At 69.7% G+C, this 17,459-nt stretch carries 15 protein-coding genes and 1 tRNA gene; 9 read left to right on the top strand and 7 right to left on the bottom strand.

All coding sequences use genetic code 11. The features are described from left to right. Positions 1-14: 14 nt before the first annotated feature. Genes ACWGJP_RS16055 through ACWGJP_RS16040 form a run of 4 tightly spaced genes read right to left on the bottom strand, consistent with a single transcriptional unit; the run spans position 15 to position 4,807 of the window. Complete coding sequence (locus ACWGJP_RS16055; RefSeq protein WP_452330801.1) at positions 15-905, bottom strand: ABC transporter permease; 891 nt, start codon at positions 903-905, stop codon at positions 15-17. Next, positions 898-1,830, bottom strand: coding sequence for an ABC transporter permease (locus tag ACWGJP_RS16050; RefSeq protein ID WP_452330800.1), 933 nt, complete (start codon positions 1,828-1,830; stop codon positions 898-900). The genes ACWGJP_RS16055 and ACWGJP_RS16050 overlap by 8 nt, the downstream gene beginning before the upstream one ends. After that, positions 1,827-3,215, bottom strand: coding sequence for a M14 family zinc carboxypeptidase (locus ACWGJP_RS16045; protein WP_452330799.1), 1,389 nt, complete (start codon positions 3,213-3,215; stop codon positions 1,827-1,829). Before ACWGJP_RS16045 ends, ACWGJP_RS16050 begins: the two co-directional genes overlap by 4 nt. Then, on the bottom strand, positions 3,215-4,807 hold the full coding sequence (locus ACWGJP_RS16040; protein WP_452330798.1) for a peptide ABC transporter substrate-binding protein: 1,593 nt from the start codon (positions 4,805-4,807) through the stop codon (positions 3,215-3,217). The genes ACWGJP_RS16045 and ACWGJP_RS16040 overlap by 1 nt, the downstream gene beginning before the upstream one ends. A 264-nt stretch (positions 4,808-5,071) precedes the next feature. Here ACWGJP_RS16040 and ACWGJP_RS16035 point away from each other — a divergent pair, with 264 nt between their 5' ends. The 9 genes from ACWGJP_RS16035 to ACWGJP_RS15995 all read left to right on the top strand — a co-directional run bounded on the left by ACWGJP_RS16035 (position 5,072) and on the right by ACWGJP_RS15995 (position 15,955). Continuing rightward, entirely contained in the window at positions 5,072-7,345 is a 2,274-nt protein-coding gene (locus tag ACWGJP_RS16035) for a DNA polymerase III subunit gamma and tau (RefSeq protein WP_452330797.1), read from the top strand. Beyond that, positions 7,345-7,938, top strand: coding sequence for a recombination mediator RecR (gene recR / locus ACWGJP_RS16030; RefSeq protein ID WP_452330796.1), 594 nt, complete (start codon positions 7,345-7,347; stop codon positions 7,936-7,938). Before ACWGJP_RS16035 ends, recR begins: the two co-directional genes overlap by 1 nt. 34 nt (positions 7,939-7,972) lie before the next feature. Beyond that, complete coding sequence (locus tag ACWGJP_RS16025) at positions 7,973-8,875, top strand: DMT family transporter (protein ID WP_452330795.1); 903 nt, start codon at positions 7,973-7,975, stop codon at positions 8,873-8,875. 90 nt (positions 8,876-8,965) lie between these two features. Beyond that, positions 8,966-10,252 (top strand): aspartate kinase, encoded by a 1,287-nt coding sequence (locus ACWGJP_RS16020; protein ID WP_452330794.1) that lies wholly within the window; start codon positions 8,966-8,968, stop codon positions 10,250-10,252. Between the two features lie 142 nt (positions 10,253-10,394). Further along, complete coding sequence (locus ACWGJP_RS16015) at positions 10,395-11,459, top strand: aspartate-semialdehyde dehydrogenase (RefSeq protein ID WP_452330793.1); 1,065 nt, start codon at positions 10,395-10,397, stop codon at positions 11,457-11,459. Between the two features lie 111 nt (positions 11,460-11,570). Then, positions 11,571-13,043: a malate:quinone oxidoreductase gene (locus ACWGJP_RS16010; protein WP_452330792.1), complete on the top strand. Its 1,473-nt coding sequence runs from the start codon at positions 11,571-11,573 to the stop codon at positions 13,041-13,043. A 9-nt stretch (positions 13,044-13,052) separates the two neighbouring features. Then, on the top strand, positions 13,053-13,709 hold the full coding sequence (locus ACWGJP_RS16005) for a thymidine kinase (RefSeq protein ID WP_452330791.1): 657 nt from the start codon (positions 13,053-13,055) through the stop codon (positions 13,707-13,709). Between the two features lie 224 nt (positions 13,710-13,933). Further along, positions 13,934-14,647, top strand: coding sequence for a FadR/GntR family transcriptional regulator (locus tag ACWGJP_RS16000; protein WP_452330790.1), 714 nt, complete (start codon positions 13,934-13,936; stop codon positions 14,645-14,647). A gap of 48 nt (positions 14,648-14,695) precedes the next feature. Next, complete coding sequence (locus ACWGJP_RS15995; RefSeq protein WP_452330789.1) at positions 14,696-15,955, top strand: alpha-hydroxy acid oxidase; 1,260 nt, start codon at positions 14,696-14,698, stop codon at positions 15,953-15,955. Between the two features lie 106 nt (positions 15,956-16,061). Here the strand turns inward: ACWGJP_RS15995 and ACWGJP_RS15990 are convergent, their stop codons facing one another. The 3 genes from ACWGJP_RS15990 to ACWGJP_RS15980 form a co-directional block, all read right to left on the bottom strand. Next, positions 16,062-16,823, bottom strand: a complete 762-nt coding sequence (locus ACWGJP_RS15990) for an HAD-IIB family hydrolase (RefSeq protein WP_452330788.1) — start codon at positions 16,821-16,823, stop codon at positions 16,062-16,064. Beyond that, positions 16,820-17,281, bottom strand: coding sequence for a VanZ family protein (locus ACWGJP_RS15985; RefSeq protein WP_452330787.1), 462 nt, complete (start codon positions 17,279-17,281; stop codon positions 16,820-16,822). The genes ACWGJP_RS15990 and ACWGJP_RS15985 overlap by 4 nt, the downstream gene beginning before the upstream one ends. A gap of 99 nt (positions 17,282-17,380) precedes the next feature. Further along, a tRNA-Pro gene (locus ACWGJP_RS15980) sits at positions 17,381-17,454 on the bottom strand. Positions 17,455-17,459 lie beyond the last annotated feature (5 nt).

Raw genomic sequence — 17,459 nt, 5'->3', positions numbered from 1 at the left:
CTCCTTCTCGGTGCTCAGCGGCTCTTGGGGTCGAGGGTGTCTCGGAGGATGTCGCCGAGAGTGATGATCGCGAGCACCGTGATCGTCAGCACGAGCGACGGGAACAGCAGCATGTGCGGTGCCGTCTGGAAGCGCTCCTGGGCGCTGGCGAGCTGCAGGCCCCAGGAGATCGACGGCGCGCGCAGACCGAGTCCGAGGAAGGTCAGCGTCGCCTCGGCGACGATGACGGACCCGACCATGATCGTCGCGATGGCGAGCACCGGACCGATCGCGTTCGGCAGCACGTAACGGCCGAGGATGCGCGGCGTCGACAGCCCCATGGCCCGCGCGGCATCCACGTAGTCCGCTCCGCGGATCGTGCGCACCGAACCCCGCACGAGCCTTGCCATCGTCGGCCACGAGAACAGCGCGAGCACGACGGCGACGGAGAGGACGGTGCGCTCCTGGAGCGTGGTCAGCACGACGACCGCGCCGAGGAGGAACGGGAAGCCGAGGAAGACGTCGGTGAGGCGCGAGATCAGCCGATCGGCCCAGCCTCCCCAGTATCCGGCGATGACGCCGAGCACGAGGGCGACGACGAGCGCGAGCAGGGTGCACAGCAGGCCGACGCTCAGCGACGCGCGTGTGCCGTAGACGACGTTCGCCAGGATGTCGCATCCCTGCAGATCGGTCCCGAAGGGATGCGCGGCGCTGGGAGCCTTCGCCGAATCGGCCAGCACGCAGGCCCGCGGGTCGGCGGTGGGGCTGAGCTGCGCGAACAGCTGCGGGAACAGGGCGACGAGGGTCAGGATGCCGAGCACGGCGCTGCACACCCAGAACAGGACGCGCCGCCGCAGCGTGCGCCACACGCCGCGGCGCGGCATGCGGCTGAAGTGCGACTCCATGGTCGCGGTGACCTCACTCATGACGGATCCTCGGGTCGAGCACGGTGTGCAGCAGATCGACGATCAGGTTCGCGACCAGGAAGATCAGGATGAGCGCGACCGAGATGCCGATGATGGTCGGCCCCTCGTGCGCCCTGATCGACTGGAACAGCAGCTGCCCGACGCCGGGAAGATTGAAGACGCCCTCGATGACGACCGTGCCGCCCAGGAGGTAGCCGAGGTCGATGGCGAGGAAGGTGAGCACGGGCAGCGCGGAGTTGCGCATCACGTGCACGCCGATGACGTCGCGGGGGCGCATGCCCTTGGCCCAAAGGGTCCGCACGTAGTCGGAGTTCAGGGAGTCGACGACGGAGCCGCGCATGAGCCTGGCGACGGAGGCCAGGCCGAACACCGCCACGCAGAGCGCCGGAAGGAGGAAGGCGACCGGCCAGCCGGCCGCGTCGCCCGCGACAGGGAACCAACCCAGCTGCACGCCGAAGATCAGCTGGGCGGACACCGCCAGCACGAAGACCGGGATGGAACTGGCGAGGATGGTGCCGGTGAGGACGAGCTTGTCGTCCCAGCGGCCGTTGCGGATGCCGGCCCAGAGCCCGAGCGCGACGCCGAGGACGACCTCGATGGCCCACGCCGTGAGCGCCAGGGCGATCGTGACCGGCCAGCGGTCGGCGAGCTTGTCGGAGACGGCCTGGCCGGAGAAGTTGGTGCCGAGGTCGCCCTGGAAGAGGTTGCCGATATAGGTGAGGTACTGCAGCCAGAGCGGGTCGTCGAGGTGGTACTCGGCGCGCAGCTGCGCGACGACGCTCTCCGGCAGCGGCCGGTCGCCGCCGAGGCTCGCGATCGGGTCGCCCGGCAGCGCGAACACCATCGCGTAGATGATGAACGTCACGCCGAAGAACACGATCGCGAGCTCGCCGAGGCGGCGCAGGATGTACCAGGTCGCCTTCATCGATCGGACTCCGCCTCGATGAGCATGCGCGCCACGGCGAGAGTGGCGCCGAACTGCACGCCGACGAGGTCGGCGATGGGGAGGGCGGTCAGATCGGCCTGGGCGGCCGACTCCGCGCACCACGTCTCGAACAGTGCAGAGAGACGGGCCTGTGCTCGCCGGGTGCGCGCGGTGGCGAGGCCGGCGGCGACCTCGGCATCCAGCATCCGCAGGGCCATGCCCCCGTAGCGCAGACGGAAGCAGCGCACGACGTCCTCGTTGCTGAACACCTCCGCCCTCGTCGCGATGCGGCCCTGGTCCTCGCGGTCGGCGCGTCGGCGCTCGTTGTCGCCGTTCACGACGAGATAGGGCACGAACGCCTCGGTCGCCCTGCGGAACGGGGTGTCGAGGGTGAGATCCGCCGCGGAGAGGATCTCCTGGATCGCCGTGCCGGTCTCGGTGAGCGCGTCCGCCTTGCGGCGCAGCACGGCGGCGTAGGTCTCGTCGCTCGGCGACTCGTCGTCGGCATCCGGGTGCGACCAGTAGGGCAGCTCGGCCACGAGCGAGACGGTGCCGTAGCGGGCGGCGTACGACGAGGAGGACTCGCCGCTCGTGATGAGGGATGCGGGATCCGCTCCGAGCTCGGCGAGGAAGTCGTACTCCTCGCGCATCGAGATCATGCTGTACACCGCCGTGCCGAACGGCCGGACGGTCGGGGTCTCCGGCTCTCCGGTGTCCAGGGGCAGGCCGAGCGCCGCAGGCACCGACTGCAGCGCCTCGACGGCTCCCGCGACGTCCTCGTTGAGGTAGAAGTACACCCCGCCCAGCTCGGCGTTGTGCAGCGAGACCATGAAGTGCGGCTGCACCTCGTCGATGACCCGCATGAGGGCCTGCGTCTCGGGGAGCACCCTGTCGAACCAGGCCTCCTTGTAGGAGAAGGGGAAGGTCCATTCCACCTGTTCGTCCGGCGCAGGGCGGTAGAAGTGCCTGGCATAGAAGGTGCGATCCGACGGCGCCGCATACCACTGCTCGTTCAGGCGCGTGCCGTCCGGATCGATGCACGGGATGATGTGCCAGGTCGCGTCGAACGCGGCGCGCAGACCGGCGTCCTCGACGAGGACCATCGCCAGGTGCTGGAGCATCCGGAAGCCGATCGGCTCGTTGGGGTGCACGCCGGCGAAGAGGAGGTAGGAGCGCGGGCCGGAGCCGATGGAGTACATCGGGATCGGCTCGTCGAGGCGCGAGGTGCCGATGCGGCGGGAGGAGATGAGGTCGGGATGCTCGGCGGTCAGCGCCTCGAAGGAGGCGAGGAGCTCGTCGACCCCGGGGAAGTCGTGGAGGGAGGGGATCCCCCCGGATCGCTCGAGGATGTCCTCGAGCGATCCGGGGGCGGGGGAATGCGTCATCACTCGGCCAGCACCGTCATCGCGAAGTTCGGGTTGCCGGCGGCCGAGGTCTCCAGCTCCGCGACGCGCTCCGAGGTGACGTAGGCGTACGACTCGTTGAACAGCGGCGGGACGGGGAACGTCTCGAGCAGGCGCTCCTGCACCGCGGTGTACGCGGCGGCGACGTCCTCATCGGTGACCGCGGCGTCCGCGGCATCCATGAGGCTCGCGACCTCTGCGTCGTACTCGCCGACGCAGCCAGCGCACCCGCCGTTCTCGATGAACATGGCCCGCAGTGTGGCCTGCTGGCTCGGGTAGAGGGCGCCCCAGCGCGAGAAGTACGGCCCTGGGGTCTCGCCGTTCAGGCGCGTCTCGTAGAACTCCGCCCAGTCGGCGCTGGGGGTCGCGACGGTCTCGATCTCCAGAGCCTGGCGGATGGAGTTCGCGATCGCCGTGTAGAAGTCGTCGAGTCCGACGCCGCCCGGGTAGTAGATCTCGATGCTGCCCTCGAAGCCGCCAGCCTCGTCCAGGAGCGCCTTCGCCGCGTCAGGGTCGTACTCGCAGTACTCGCCGCACAGGCCGGTCGGGGTGCCTGGCTCGATGTCGGGGGTGAAGGCGGTGGCCGGTGCGTACAGGCCGCCGTAGATGACCTCGTTGATGGTCTCGCGGTCGATGGCCATCGAGATCGCCTGACGCACGCGGATGTCCTGGTAGCGCGGGTCGCTCAGCGGGATGCCGAGGTAGGAGATGCCCGGCGCCTCGAAGGCGTAGACGTGGTCGTCGCCGAAGTCGTCCGCGGCCTGGGTCATCTTGGATGCCGGGAGCCCCGCGACGTCCAGGTTGCCGGCCAGGACGTCGTTGTACGCCGTCGCGGTGTCGGTGTACGGGACGAAGGTGATCTGGTCGACCGTCGGCTTCTCGCCCTGGTAGCCCTCGTAGGCCTCCACGACGATCGGCTCGCCCTCCTCGTAGTCCTCGGTGAAGGCGAACGCCCCGTTGCCGATGGGGTGCGTGTTGTAGGCGTCGAAGTCCTCCAGTGCGCTGGCGGGCATCGGATACATCGCGGTCTGGGCCTGCGACACCTGCATCGGGAACTGGCTGTCCGGCCCGACGAGGGTGACCGTGAAGGTCGTCTCATCGACGACGGCGAGACCGGACATCTCGGTGGCCGGCTCCTCGGCCGTGACGTCGGCGTACCCCTGGATCTTCGCCAGCTGGCCGGAGTTCTCGAACGCGTTCGGTCCGTAGGCCACGGCGTTCCAGGAGTCGACGTAGTCCTGGGCGGTCACCGGGGTGCCGTCCTGGAAGGTCCAGCCGTCGCGGAGGGTGATCGTGTACGTCTGCGAGTCGTCCGTCTCGATCGACTCGGCGGCGATGTAGGAGATCTCGCCGGCGGCGTCGACGAAGGTGAGCGGAGCCCACACCGCCATGTTGATGTCGTAGGCGACGGTCTGGCGGCCGGGGATGATCAGCGACGGATCGGTGATGCCGACGCTGATCTCGGCCGGGGCGTCGCCGCCGCCCGAGGAATCGTCGGGTGAACCGCTGCAGGCGGTGAGGGCGAGTGCTGCTGTCGCCACGAGGGCGGGGAGGGCAAGGCGGTGGTGCTTCATGGTGATCCTCCGAGATGCGGCGGATGCCGCGGGGGCAAGGGGAGTGACGAAGTACCCGATCGCGGCGCACCATCGTGAGGGCCTCGCGGTCGGCACGGACCGGGTGGGTGACCTGGTCCGTGGCGGAACGTGGTTTCACAACATAGTGAAACTTTGGATGGTTTCGAAGATGTTACGGTGCCGAGCCGGATTCGTAAAGATCCGCTATGGCCGGGACCGGTAGCCGCCTGTCTCGATGTCCGTCGCACGCCGTAGGCTGGACGGGTGACCACAGCCCTGTACCGCCGCTATCGGCCTGAGACCTTCGCGGAGATGATCGGGCAGTCGCAGGTGACCGAGCCGCTCATGACGGCGCTGCGCGGTGACAGGGTCGGGCACGCCTATCTCTTCTCCGGCCCGCGCGGCTGCGGCAAGACCACCTCGGCGCGCATCCTCGCGCGCTGCCTGAACTGCGCTGAGGGGCCCACCGACACCCCGTGTGGCACCTGCCCGAGCTGCGTCGAGCTGTCCAGGGCCGGCGGCGGCTCGCTCGATGTCGTCGAGATCGACGCGGCGAGCCACAACGGCGTCGACGACGCCCGCGACCTGCGCGAGCGCGCGACCTTCGCGCCCAGCCGCGACCGGTTCAAGATCTTCATCCTCGACGAGGCGCACATGGTCACGCCGCAGGGCTTCAATGCCCTCCTCAAGCTCGTCGAGGAGCCGCCGGCGCACGTCAAGTTCATCTTCGCGACCACCGAGCCGGAGAAGGTGCTCGGCACCATCCGCTCGCGCACGCACCACTATCCGTTCCGCCTCGTCCCCCCTGCCGCGATGCTCGAATACGTCGAGAAGCTGTGCGCCGAAGAGGGCGTGCGCGTCGAGCAGGGCGTTCTCCCGCTGGTCGTCCGCGCCGGCGGCGGCTCGCCGCGTGACACGCTGTCGCTCCTCGACCAGCTCATCGCCGGGTCAGACGGAGACCTCGTCGCCTACGAACGGGCCGTCTCGCTGCTCGGCTACACGCACGCGGCGCTGCTGGACGAGATCGTCGACGCGCTCGCCGCAGGCGACGCCGCTGCGGTGTTCCCGGCCGTCGACCGCATCGTGCAGACCGGTCAGGATCCGCGGCGCTTCGTCGACGATCTTCTCGAGCGCCTGCGCGATCTCATCGTGATCGCCGCTGTCGGTGAGGGGGCGACAGCGGTGCTGCGCGGCATCGCGTCCGATGAGCTGGAGCGGATGCAGGCGCAGGCCGCCGCCTTCGGCGCCTCCCGCCTCTCCCACACCGCCGACACGGTCAGCGCGGCGCTCGACGACATGAGCGGCGCCACCTCGCCGCGCCTGCATCTCGAGCTGATGGTCGCGCGGGTGCTCGCCGGCGCGGTGGGCGCTCCGACAGCGGCGCCGGCGTCGACGGCGGCCCCTGCTTCTGCCGCGATGCCTGCGTCTGCGGCCCCTGTGGCTGCTTCGGGGCCTGCAGCGCCCGCCCCTGCGGCGCCCGCCCCCGCAGATCCTGCTCCCGCGACCCCTGCTGCTTCGGTGCCTGCCCCTGCGGCCCCCGCTGCTGCGGTGCCCGCCTCCGGCACGGAGGCGGACGCGCAGGAGGCGCCCGTTCCGGCGCCGGTCGAGGAGTCTGCTCCGCACGCTCCCGCGGCTCCGCACGTTGCCGGTCCCGTCGCCGCGGCTCCCACCCCCGAGCCCGAGATCGCCGTCGCGGCTCCCGCGGGCCCGGTCGACTTCGACCGGGTCAAGGCGGCGTGGCCGAGCATCCTCACCCGGCTCGAGGGGATCAGCCGCACGGCCTGGCTCATGGTCACCGCGATCCAGCCGCTCGACTTCGACACCGCATCCGAGGTGCTCACCCTCGGCTTCACCAGCCAGCAGGACGTCGCCCGGTTCAAGGGATCGACGCCGGGCACCGGCACCTCCGATCACCTGCGCACCGCGATCGAGCAGGAGCTCGGCGTGAAGGTGAAGTACAAGCCGGCGCCGCTGCCTCCCGCCGGGGCAGCGGCACCTGCCGCGCCCGCACGGCAGGCTCCCGAGCCTCCGCGCACCAGCGCGCTGTCATCGGCGCCCGTGACCGAATGGGCCGTCGCGCCGATCCCGCGGTCGAGCGAGGCACCGCAGACGCCACTGCCCGTGGACGACGAGCCGTCGGAGGTCGAGTCGGCCGCCTCGGCGCCGCGCCCGCCCGTCGATGGACGGGTCTCCGACGACGAGCCGCCGCTTCCCGGTGACGACGAGGCGCCGGACGAGGACGAGCCCCCGTACGAGCCGCCGGCGTACGAGCATCCTGCTCCTCGGCCATCCGGTCCGCCTGCCCCATCTGCTGCTGCATCGTCCGGTGCGGCTGTGACGTCTGGTTCTGCGCCGTCCGGTTCCGCGACGCCGCATGGAGCCGCCGCCCGCCAGGCGCAGGCTCCCGTCGTCACGGCGCGATCCGCCGCACCCGAGGGCATTCAGCGCTACGGCGAAGCCGTGATCCGCCAGGTGCTCGGGGCGACGTTCGTGCGCGAAGAGCCCTTCGAGCCCCCGACGGCTGCGAGGTTCAGCTGATGTACGACGGCATCGTCCAAGAGCTCATCGACGAGTTCGGCCGGCTCCCCGGGATCGGTCCGAAGTCGGCCCAGCGCATCGCGTTCCACATCCTGCAGACGCCGTCGTTCGACGTCGCGCGCCTCTCCGAACTGCTCACCGAGGTGCGCGAGCGGGTGCGATTCTGCGAGGTCTGCGGCAACGTGTCCGAGCAGGACCGCTGCGCGATCTGTCGCGACCCGCGCCGCAATCAGGCGCTGATCTGCGTGGTCGAGGACGCCAAGGACGTCGCGGCGATCGAACGGACGCGCGAGTTCCGCGGGCTCTATCACGTGCTCGGCGGCGCGATCAGCCCGATCGGGGGCGTCGGTCCAGACGATCTGCGCATCGCGCAGCTCATGACCCGCCTCGCCGACGGCACGGTGCAGGAGGTGATCCTCGCCACGAACCCCAATCTCGAGGGCGAGGCCACCGCGAGCTACCTCAGCAGGCTCCTCACGACCATGCAGATCACCGTGTCGCGCCTGGCCTCAGGGCTTCCCGTCGGGGGCGACCTGGAGTACGCGGACGAGGTGACGCTCGGGCGCGCCTTCGAGGGGCGGCGCACGCTGTGATCCGCTCCCTCAGCGGTGCGGGCCGGATCGCGTCATGACCGTCGTCAGCCGGCGCGGCTGGCTGCTCTTCGGCGCGATGGCGCTCATCTGGGGCGTGCCGTACCTGTTCATCCGCATTGCGGTCGAGTCGTACTCGCCCCCGGCGATCGTCGCGGGGCGCACGCTCATCGCCGCCCTCCTGCTCCTGCCCTTCGCCATCCGCAGCGGAGCGCTGCGCCCCGCTCTCAAGAAGTGGCCGTGGGTGCTCGCCTTCGGACTCATCGAGATGGGCGGGCCATTTCTCCTCCTGGGGCACGCCGAGCAGACGCTGCACTCCGGTCCGACGGGCCTGCTCGTGGCGACCGTTCCCCTGTTCGCCGCTCTCATCGCCCTCGGTGGGGGAGACCGCTCGGTGCTTCGCCCGCTGCGGCTCGGCGGGCTCGCGGTCGGCTTCGTCGGCGTCGCCATCGTCGTGGCCGGCCCCGGTCTGGCATCCGGTGATCTGCTCGCTGCAGGCGAGGTGCTGCTGGTGGCTGTGCTGTATGCGATCGCGCCGTTCATCGTCGCCCGCAAGCTCGCCGACGTGCCGTCGCTGGGCAGCATCACGCTCGCCCTCCTGGCGATCGGGATCGTCTACCTCCCCATCGGCCTCGCGACCCAGCACGAGGTGCCGACGACGGAGGCGACGATCGCCCTGATCATCCTCGCGGTGCTGTGCACCGCGGTCGCCTTCCTTGCCTTCTTCGCGTTGATCCGCGAGGTCGGTCCCGTGCGCGCACCGCTGTTCACCTACGTCAACCCGGTCGTCGCGATCATCCTCGGGGCGATCGTGCTGTCCGAGCCGATCACGCCCGGCCTGCTCATCGGCTTCCCGCTCGTGATCGTCGGATGCTGGTTCGCCGCGACCGGAGGGCGGCTCAAGCCCGCCGAGCCGCTGCCGCCCGCACCGCAGCCCTGACGGCGACCGCCGTCACATGCGCATCGCGGCATATGGCGCGAAAGTAGAATGTGCGTGGGCGGATCCGCCCGACATCCCTGGGAGAGTTCCGTGGCCCTCATCGTGCAGAAGTACGGCGGCTCGTCTGTCGCCGACGCAGAGAGCATCAAGCGCGTCGCCAAGCGCATCGTCGACACCCGTCGTGCCGGTCATGACGTCGTCGTGGCCGTCAGCGCCATGGGCGACACCACCGACGAGCTGCTCGACCTCGCGGCCGAGGTCGCCCCGATCCCCGCACCGCGGGAGATGGACATGCTCCTCTCCAGCGGTGAGCGGATCTCGATGGCGCTGCTCGCGATGGCGATCCACTCGATGGGCTTCGAGGCGCGTTCGTACACCGGGCCGCAGGCCGGTATGCGCACCAACGATCAGTACGGCGCGGCACGCATCGTCGAGGTCAACCCCACGCGCGTGCGCGAGGCGCTGGACGAGGGCGCGATCGTCATCGTCGCCGGCTTCCAGGGGCTCAACGATGACACCCAGGACATCACGACCCTCGGCCGAGGCGGCTCCGACACCACGGCGGTCGCCCTCGCTGCGGCGCTGAAGGCCGATGTCTGCGAGATCTACAGCGACGTCGACGGCATCTTCACCTCCGACCCGCGCGTGGTGCCGCTGGCGCGCAAGCTCGATCACATCTCCAGCGAGGAGATGCTGGAGATGGCGGCCAACGGCGCCAAGGTGCTGTACATCCGCGCCGTCGAGTACGCCCGCCGTCACGGCGTCCTGATCCACGCCCGCTCGTCGTTCTCGTCGGCGGAGGGCACCTACGTTCTTGGTCGGGGGATGACCAACCCCCGCGAATCCGAGGGAGAAGCCATGGAAGAACCGATCGTCGCCGGCGTCGCGACCGACCTCACCCAGGCGAAGATCACGATCATCGGCGTGCCGGACGTGCCTGGCAAGGCCGCGGAGATCTTCACGATCGTCGCGAAGTCCGGTGCCAACGTCGACATGATCGTGCAGAACGTGTCCGCGGCCTCCACCGGTCGCACGGACATCTCCTTCACGCTGCCCAAGGCCGATGCCGCTGCCGCGCTCAAGGCGCTCGCCGCCGAGCAGACCGACATCGAGTTCGAGAGCCTCGTGCACGATGACCAGATCGGCAAGCTCTCGGTCGTCGGCGCGGGAATGCGCACGCACTCCGGCGTCTCGGCGAAGCTCTTCGAAGCACTGTCGACGACGGGCGTGAACATCGAGATGATCTCGACCTCCGAGATCCGGATCTCGGTCGTCCTCCGCGGGGACGACCTCGCCACGGCCGCTCGCGCCGTCCACACGGCTTACGGCCTGGACAACGAGATCGAGGCGACGGTCCACGCTGGCACCGGTCGCTGACGGCTCGCCGCGGGCATCCGCACCCCTCCGGGCGCGGTAGACTCGCCCAAACCCTGACATCGGCGCCAGGCGCGGCATCCGCACTCCGACGCCGCGCCGTGCGCTTCGTTCGCAGTACTGCACGACGCCCCGAGGAAAGCTCATGACCCGCATCTCCGACTCAGGATTCTCCGTCGCCATCGTCGGCGCCACCGGCCAGGTGGGCACCGTGATGCGCGAGATTCTCGCCGAGCGGGCATTCCCGATCCGCGAGCTGCGCCTGTTCTCCTCGGCCCGCTCGGCCGGCACGGCCATCGAGTTCGCGGGCACGACGGTCGTCGTCGAGGACGTGGAGACCGCGGATGCCTCCGGCATCGAGATCGCGCTGTTCTCCGCCGGTGCCACCGCCAGCCGGGCCTACGCTCCGCGCTTCGCCGAGGCCGGTGCCGTGGTCATCGACAACTCCAGCGCCTGGCGCAACGACCCGGAGGTTCCGCTCGTCGTCAGCGAGGTGAATCCGCACGCCATCGACGAGCGCCCCAAGGGCATCATCGCGAACCCGAACTGCACCACGATGGCGGCGATGCCTGCGCTGAAGGCGCTGGACGCCGAGGCGGGGCTCGAGCGCCTCATCGTCTCCACCTACCAGGCCGTCTCCGGCTCCGGTCTCGCCGGTGCTCAGGAGCTGCTCGGCCAGGTCGAGGGCGTTCTCGCGCAGGGCGACACCCTGCGCCTCGTGCACGACGGGTCCAGCCTCGACTTCCCGCAGCCGGAGAAGTACGTCGCTCCGATCGCGTTCGACGTGATCCCGTTCGCCGGCAACCTCGTCGACGACGGGCAGAACGAGACCGACGAGGAGAAGAAGCTCCGCAACGAGAGCCGCAAGATCCTCGAGCTGCCCGGCCTTCGCGTCGCGGGCACGTGCGTGCGCGTCCCGGTGTTCACCGGTCACTCGCTGTCGATCAACGTCGAGTTCGCGAACGACATCACCCCGCAGCGCGCCGCAGAGGTGCTCTCCGCGGCGCCGGGCGTCGTGCTCGAAGAGGTCCCGACGCCGCTGTACGCCGCGGGCAAGGACCCGAGCTACGTCGGACGCATCCGCGCCGACCAGTCCGCGCCGGAGGGCAAGGGCCTCGTGCTGTTCATCAGCAATGACAACCTCCGCAAGGGCGCCGCGCTCAACGCCGTCCAGATCGCGGAGATCGTCGCCGAGCGCCTCTCCGCCTGATCTCGAAACTGCGACACCACGCCGAGAAGCACGCGAAGCGCTGCTGTCTCGGCGTGGTGTCGCAGTCTCGGGGGGACGAAGCGCCGCTCCGGGGAGAACTAGACTGGTCGGGTGACTGAAACCGTCGACGTCGTCCTCATCGGTGGCGGCATCATGAGCGCCACCCTCGGTACCCTGCTGCACGAGCTGCAGCCGGATTGGAAGATCGTCGCCTTCGAGCGGCTGAACGACGTGGCGCAGGAGAGCTCCAACCCCTGGAACAACGCGGGAACGGGCCATGCGGCCCTCTGCGAGCTCAACTACATGCCGAAGAATCCGAATGGCCCGCTGGACCCCGCCAAGGCGGTGAGCATCAACGAGCAGTTCCAGCAGAGCCGCCAGTTCTGGTCGTCGCTCGTCGACCGCGGGGTGCTGGACGCGCCGAACACCTTCATCAACGCGACCCCGCACATGACCTTCGTGCGCGGCGAGAAGGACGTGGCCTACCTCAAGGAGCGCTACGAGGTCCTCAAGGACCAGCCGCTGTTCGAGGGGATCGAGTACAGCGAGGATTCGCGCGTCATCAACCAGTGGGCGCCGCTGCTCATGCAGCGCCGACGCAAGGGCGAGCCGTTCGCCGCCACCCGGGTGCCCGCGGGCACCGACGTCGACTTCGGCGCGCTCACCCACCAGCTCTTCGACCACCTGACCGCAGGCGGCGTGCAGCTGCGCACCAACCACGAGGTGACCGGCCTCAAGAAGCAGTCGGACGGCGCCTGGCTCGTCAAGTACCGCACCCAGCTCGGACGCACGCCGAACCAGGTGAAGGCGCGCTTCGTCTTCGTCGGCGCCGGTGGATGGGCCCTCAAGCTCCTGCAGCGCTCCGGCATCCCCGAGATCAAGGGCTACGGCGTCTTCCCGATCGGCGGCCAGTTCCTCAAGACGACGAATCCCGCGGTCGTCGCCCAGCACAAGGCGAAGGTCTACTCGCAGGCATCCGTCGGGGCGCCGCCCATGTCGGTGCCGCACCTGGACACGCGCGTCGTCGACGGCGAGTCCTCGCTGCTGTTCGGCCCGTTCGCGACGTTCAGCCCGAAGTTCCTGAAGACGGGGTCGTGGTTCGACATCGTCGGCCAGGTGCGCGCGCACAACCTGTGGCCGATGCTGAGGGTCGCGTTCGCGAACCCCGACCTCATCACCTACCTCCTCGGCGAGCTCATGAAGACGCACCGCAAGAAGGTCGACAGCCTGCGGGTGTTCATGCCGACCGCGCGGGACGAGGACTGGACGCTGATCCAGGCCGGTCAACGCGCGCAGGTCATGAAGAAGGATGCGAAGAAGGGCGGTGTCCTGCAGTTCGGCACGGAGGTCGTCTCGGCGGCGGACGGCTCGATCGCCGGCCTCCTCGGCGCATCCCCTGGAGCATCCACGGCCGTTCCGATCATGCTCGGCCTGCTGAAGACCTGCTTCCCCGAGGAGTACGCGGGCTGGGAGCCGACGCTGCGCGAGCTCATCCCGACGCTGGGCGAGCAGCTCAACGAGGATGCTGCCGTGGCGGATGCCTCGATGGTGGCGACCGCGTCGACGCTCGGCATCTCGCGATAACCGGCGACCGTGGCGAAGCTCTACTTCCGCTACGGCGCGATGAACTCGGGGAAGTCGACCGCTCTCCTGCAGGCGGCGTACAACTACGAGGAGCGCGGCCAGCACGTCCTGCTCGCGAAGCCCGCGATCGACACCAAGGGCGCCTCGCAGATCGAGAGCCGGCTGGGGGTGACCCGCGAGGTCGACTTCCTGATCGGTGCGGCCGACGGCGCGCGCGACCTTTTCCTTCGGGAACGGGAGCGGATGCGGCGGCGAGACGACGAGGGACTGATCCCCGCCGAGCATCCCGCCGACGTGGCGTGCCTCCTCGTCGATGAGGCGCAGTTCCTGACGTCCGAGCAGATCGACGATCTGTTCCGCATCGCGGTGCTGGACGGCATCCCGGTGATGGCATACGGCATCCGCAACGACTTCCTCACGCACGCGTTCCCCGGATCCGCCCGGCTGCTCGCGATCGCGCACTCGCTGGAGGAGCTGAAGACGATCTGCCGCTGCGGGCGCAAGGCGGTCTTCAACGGCCGGGTCATCGGCGGGAGGTTCGTCTTCGACGGCGATCAGGTGGCGATCGACGAGGGGGCCGGCGGTTCCGCCCCGGCGGATGTGGTGACGTATGAGTCGCTGTGCGGCCACTGCTACCTCGAGGAGTCGGGCGGCCGGCTGGGCTGAGGGGCCGGTTCCCGTGGCCGGGTCGAGTGGCACGGATGTACCGGGTTCCGGTTGGTTTCGTCACCTGCCCGCGTGTCGAGTGGGCGACGCGCCGAGGATGCGGGGGAGCACCCGGGATTCGGTTCGCAGTCGACCGGCCGGGCCATGCCGGAGCGGGCCGCTCGCGTCGCTTGCGTGGTCTGACCACACGCGCTAACCTGTGGTCAGACCACAGAGGAGTCCGGATGACGCGGCGTGCCTGGAGCACCGTGCTCGAGCACATCGAGCGCGATCTGCTCGACGGTCGCCTCGGCCCCGGCGATCGGCTGCCCTCGGAGCGCGATCTCGCGGCCGACCTCGGCGTCGGTCGATCGAGCGTGCGCGAGGCGCTGCGCGTCCTCGAGGTGATGGGGCTCATCCGCACGTCGACCGGATCGGGGCCGCAGGCGGGCGCGATCGTCATCGCCACCCCGACCGGCGGCATGTCCGCGCTCCTGCGTCTGCAGGTCGCCGCCCGGGGCTTCCCGCTCGCCGACGTCGTCGACACACGTCTCGTGCTGGAGGATGCCGTCGCCGCCGCCCTCGCCGCAGACCGCGACAGGGACACCGTCGAGGCGCATCGCATCCTGGATGCCATGGACGGCTCCGCGCTCAGTGCGGATGAGTTCCTCGCGCTCGATGCCCAGCTGCATCTCGCTCTCGCCGAGGCATCGGGGAATGCGGTCATCGCCGCCATGATGGCGGGGCTCCGCACTTCGATCGAGTCCTACGTCCGCGCGGGCGCGGCCGGCATCCAGGACTGGCCGGGCATGGCCGACCGTCTGCGGGCCGAGCATCGCGCGATCATCACGGCGATCGACGAGGGGGATGCTCCGCGCGCCCGCTCCCTCATCGCCGACCACATCTCCGGCTACTACACGGCGGCCGGACTCACCCGTATCCCCGTCTCCCGAGACTGACCCTGCATCCGCCTGGCGCATGCCGGCGGCCGACCAGAGAGGACCACGATGGTCACCCGACAGTTCCCCAACCCGGTCGAACTCCTCGAGCTGATGAAGTTCAAGAAGCCCGAGTTCGACGGCAAGAAGCGCCGCCTGGACGCTGCGCTCACGATCAATGATCTGCGTACGATCGCCAAGCGCCGCACGCCCAAAGCGGCCTTCGACTACACCGACGGCGCGGCGGAGGGCGAGCTCTCGCTGTCGCGGGCGCGCCAGGCGTTCGAGGACGTCGAATTCCACCCCGGCATCCTCAAGCCGGCGCCGACGGTCGACACTTCCGTCGAGATCCTCGGCGGGCCGAGCGCCCTGCCGTTCGGCATCGCCCCCACCGGGTTCACGCGTCTCATGCAGACCGAGGGCGAGGTGGCCGGCGCCGGGGCTGCGGCTGCGGCCGGCATCCCGTTCACGCTCTCCACGCTCGGCACGACCTCGATCGAGGGCGTGAAGGAGGCCAACCCCCACGGGCGCAACTGGTTCCAGCTGTACGTCATGCGCGACAGGGAGATCTCCTACGAGCTCGCCCGCCGTGCGGCGGCAGCCGGCTTCGACACGCTGCAGTTCACGGTCGACACCCCCGTCGCCGGTGCGCGTCTGCGCGACAAGCGCAACGGCTTCTCCATCCCGCCGCAGCTCACGCTCGGCACGATCATCAACGCGATCCCTCGGCCGTGGTGGTGGTTCGACTTCCTCACGACGCCGAAGCTGGAGTTCGCGTCGCTGAGCACGACGGGCGGCACGGTCGGCGAGCTGCTGGATGCTGCGATGGACCCGACCATCAGCTACGAGGACCTCGCGGTGATCCGTGACATCTGGCCCGGCAAGATCGTCATCAAGGGCGTGCAGAACGTCGAGGACTCGGTGCGGCTGAAGGATGCCGGCGTCGACGGCATCGTGCTGTCGAACCACGGCGGGCGCCAGCTCGACCGCGCGCCGATCCCGTTCCACCTGCTGCCGAAGGTCCGCGAGGCCGTGGGCGAGGACTTCACGGTCATGATCGACACCGGCATCATGAACGGCGCCGACATCGTCGCCTCCGTCGCACTCGGCGCGGACTTCACCCTCATCGGCCGGGCGTACCTCTACGGCCTGATGGCCGGTGGACGCGCGGGCGTCGACCGCACGATCGCGATCCTGCGCACCGAGATCGAGCGCACGATGCGTCTGCTGGGCGTCTCGACGCTGGCCGAGCTGGAGCCGGCGCACGTCACGCAGCTGCAGCGTCTGGTGCCGGTTCCCGGCGTCGGCGCGCAGGCGCTCGTCCGCTGACGCTGTCGTCTCTCCCGCTCGCTGAGCCTGTCGAAGCGCGCGGGAGGGGCGTTCTCGCTCGCTGAGCGCTGTCGAAGCGTATCTGCGCCGCGTCGCTTCGACAAGCTCAGCGCACGAGCTCCCGCAGCAGCTCGTCGAGCTGGTCGGCGGTGTCCTCCCAGCCGTCCACGGCGATGGAGCGCACGCCGAGGGCGAGCACCGGATAGTCGTTGCCGCCCTCGTCGAGCCGGTCGCCGTAGAACAGCATGTCCGCCAGCGCGATGCCGGTGTGCTCGGTGAGCGCCCGCATCCCGTGCGCCTTGTCGATACCGGCGCGGGTGATGTCGATCGACGTCGATCCGCCGGAGCGCACCTCGAGCCCCGGCAGGCGGGCGGCGACCGCATCCCGCAGCGCTGAGCGCTTGGAGGCATCGGGATCCCAGTCGTGCTTCGCATCGCGGGGTGCCTGCTGACCGAGGGCGGAGAAGGTGATCTGCGAGCCGCGGTCTTCGAGGATCTCGCCCCAGGGCTCCGGCTCCCAGAGGCCGAGGCGCTCCGCCTCCTCGCGGAGAGCGGTGAGGGCGGCGTTCTTCTCGGCATCCGAGAGATCGTGCGAGTACACCGTGCTGAAGCCCGCACCGTCGTGGCGGAGATATCGGGTTCCGCAGGTCGGGAGCAGGTGCAGCCCGCCGAGGGCGGTGGCGTCGACGTCCGTGAGCTGGGCGATGACCTGGCTGCGGAACTGCTGCTCGTTGCCTCCGGAGATGATCGCGACCTGGACGTGCGACAGCAGAGCCGTCAGCTGATCGGCGATGCGCGGCGAGATCGCACCCTTCGACGGGGCGAGCGTGTCGTCGAGGTCGAAGGCGACCAGGCGGGGGTTCGTCATGATGTCTCCAGGGTAGGGCGACGGGGGATGAGCAGAGCTGCGAGCACGCTCAGGCTGACGCCGATCGTTGCGCCTGCGCTGTTCGCGAGGATGTCGGCGGTCGTCGCGGCACGTTCCGGCAGGGCGACGGCCTGCCAGGTCTCGATGGCGATCGAGAGGGCAGGGCCGACCGCGTAGGCCGCCGGCCATGCACGGCGCGGGATGACCATGAAGGCGAGGATGCCGACGGGCACGAACACGAGGACGTTCGCGAGGAGCTCGAGCTGATCGAAGCCCATCCACGTCCACGCCAGCCGATCGCGGAAGAATCCGAGTACCAGGTCGAGGACGGTCGGCATGCGGTCTTCGACGCGCGTCGGCCACAGCGTCAGGTACGCGAGAGCGGCGAGCAGCGGGATGCTGATGATCAGCGCTGTGCGCCTGGTCGAGCGGCGCGGGGAGGGCAGGTCGAGCGGCATGCCGTTTCCCCTCTGTGCTCCTGCGATGTGTTCGTGCTCCGGTGGTGCGTTCTCCGGTGATACGACAGAGGGCCCACCCTCAGGTGGACCCTCTCGCTGTCGGGGTGACAGGATTTGAACCTGCGGCCTCTTCGTCCCGAACGAAGCGCGCTACCAAGCTGCGCCACACCCCGTTGAC

The sequence above is a fragment of the Microbacterium sp. NPDC055903 genome (assembly GCF_053615555.1).
This window is presented reverse-complemented; position numbering and strand designations above follow the sequence as displayed.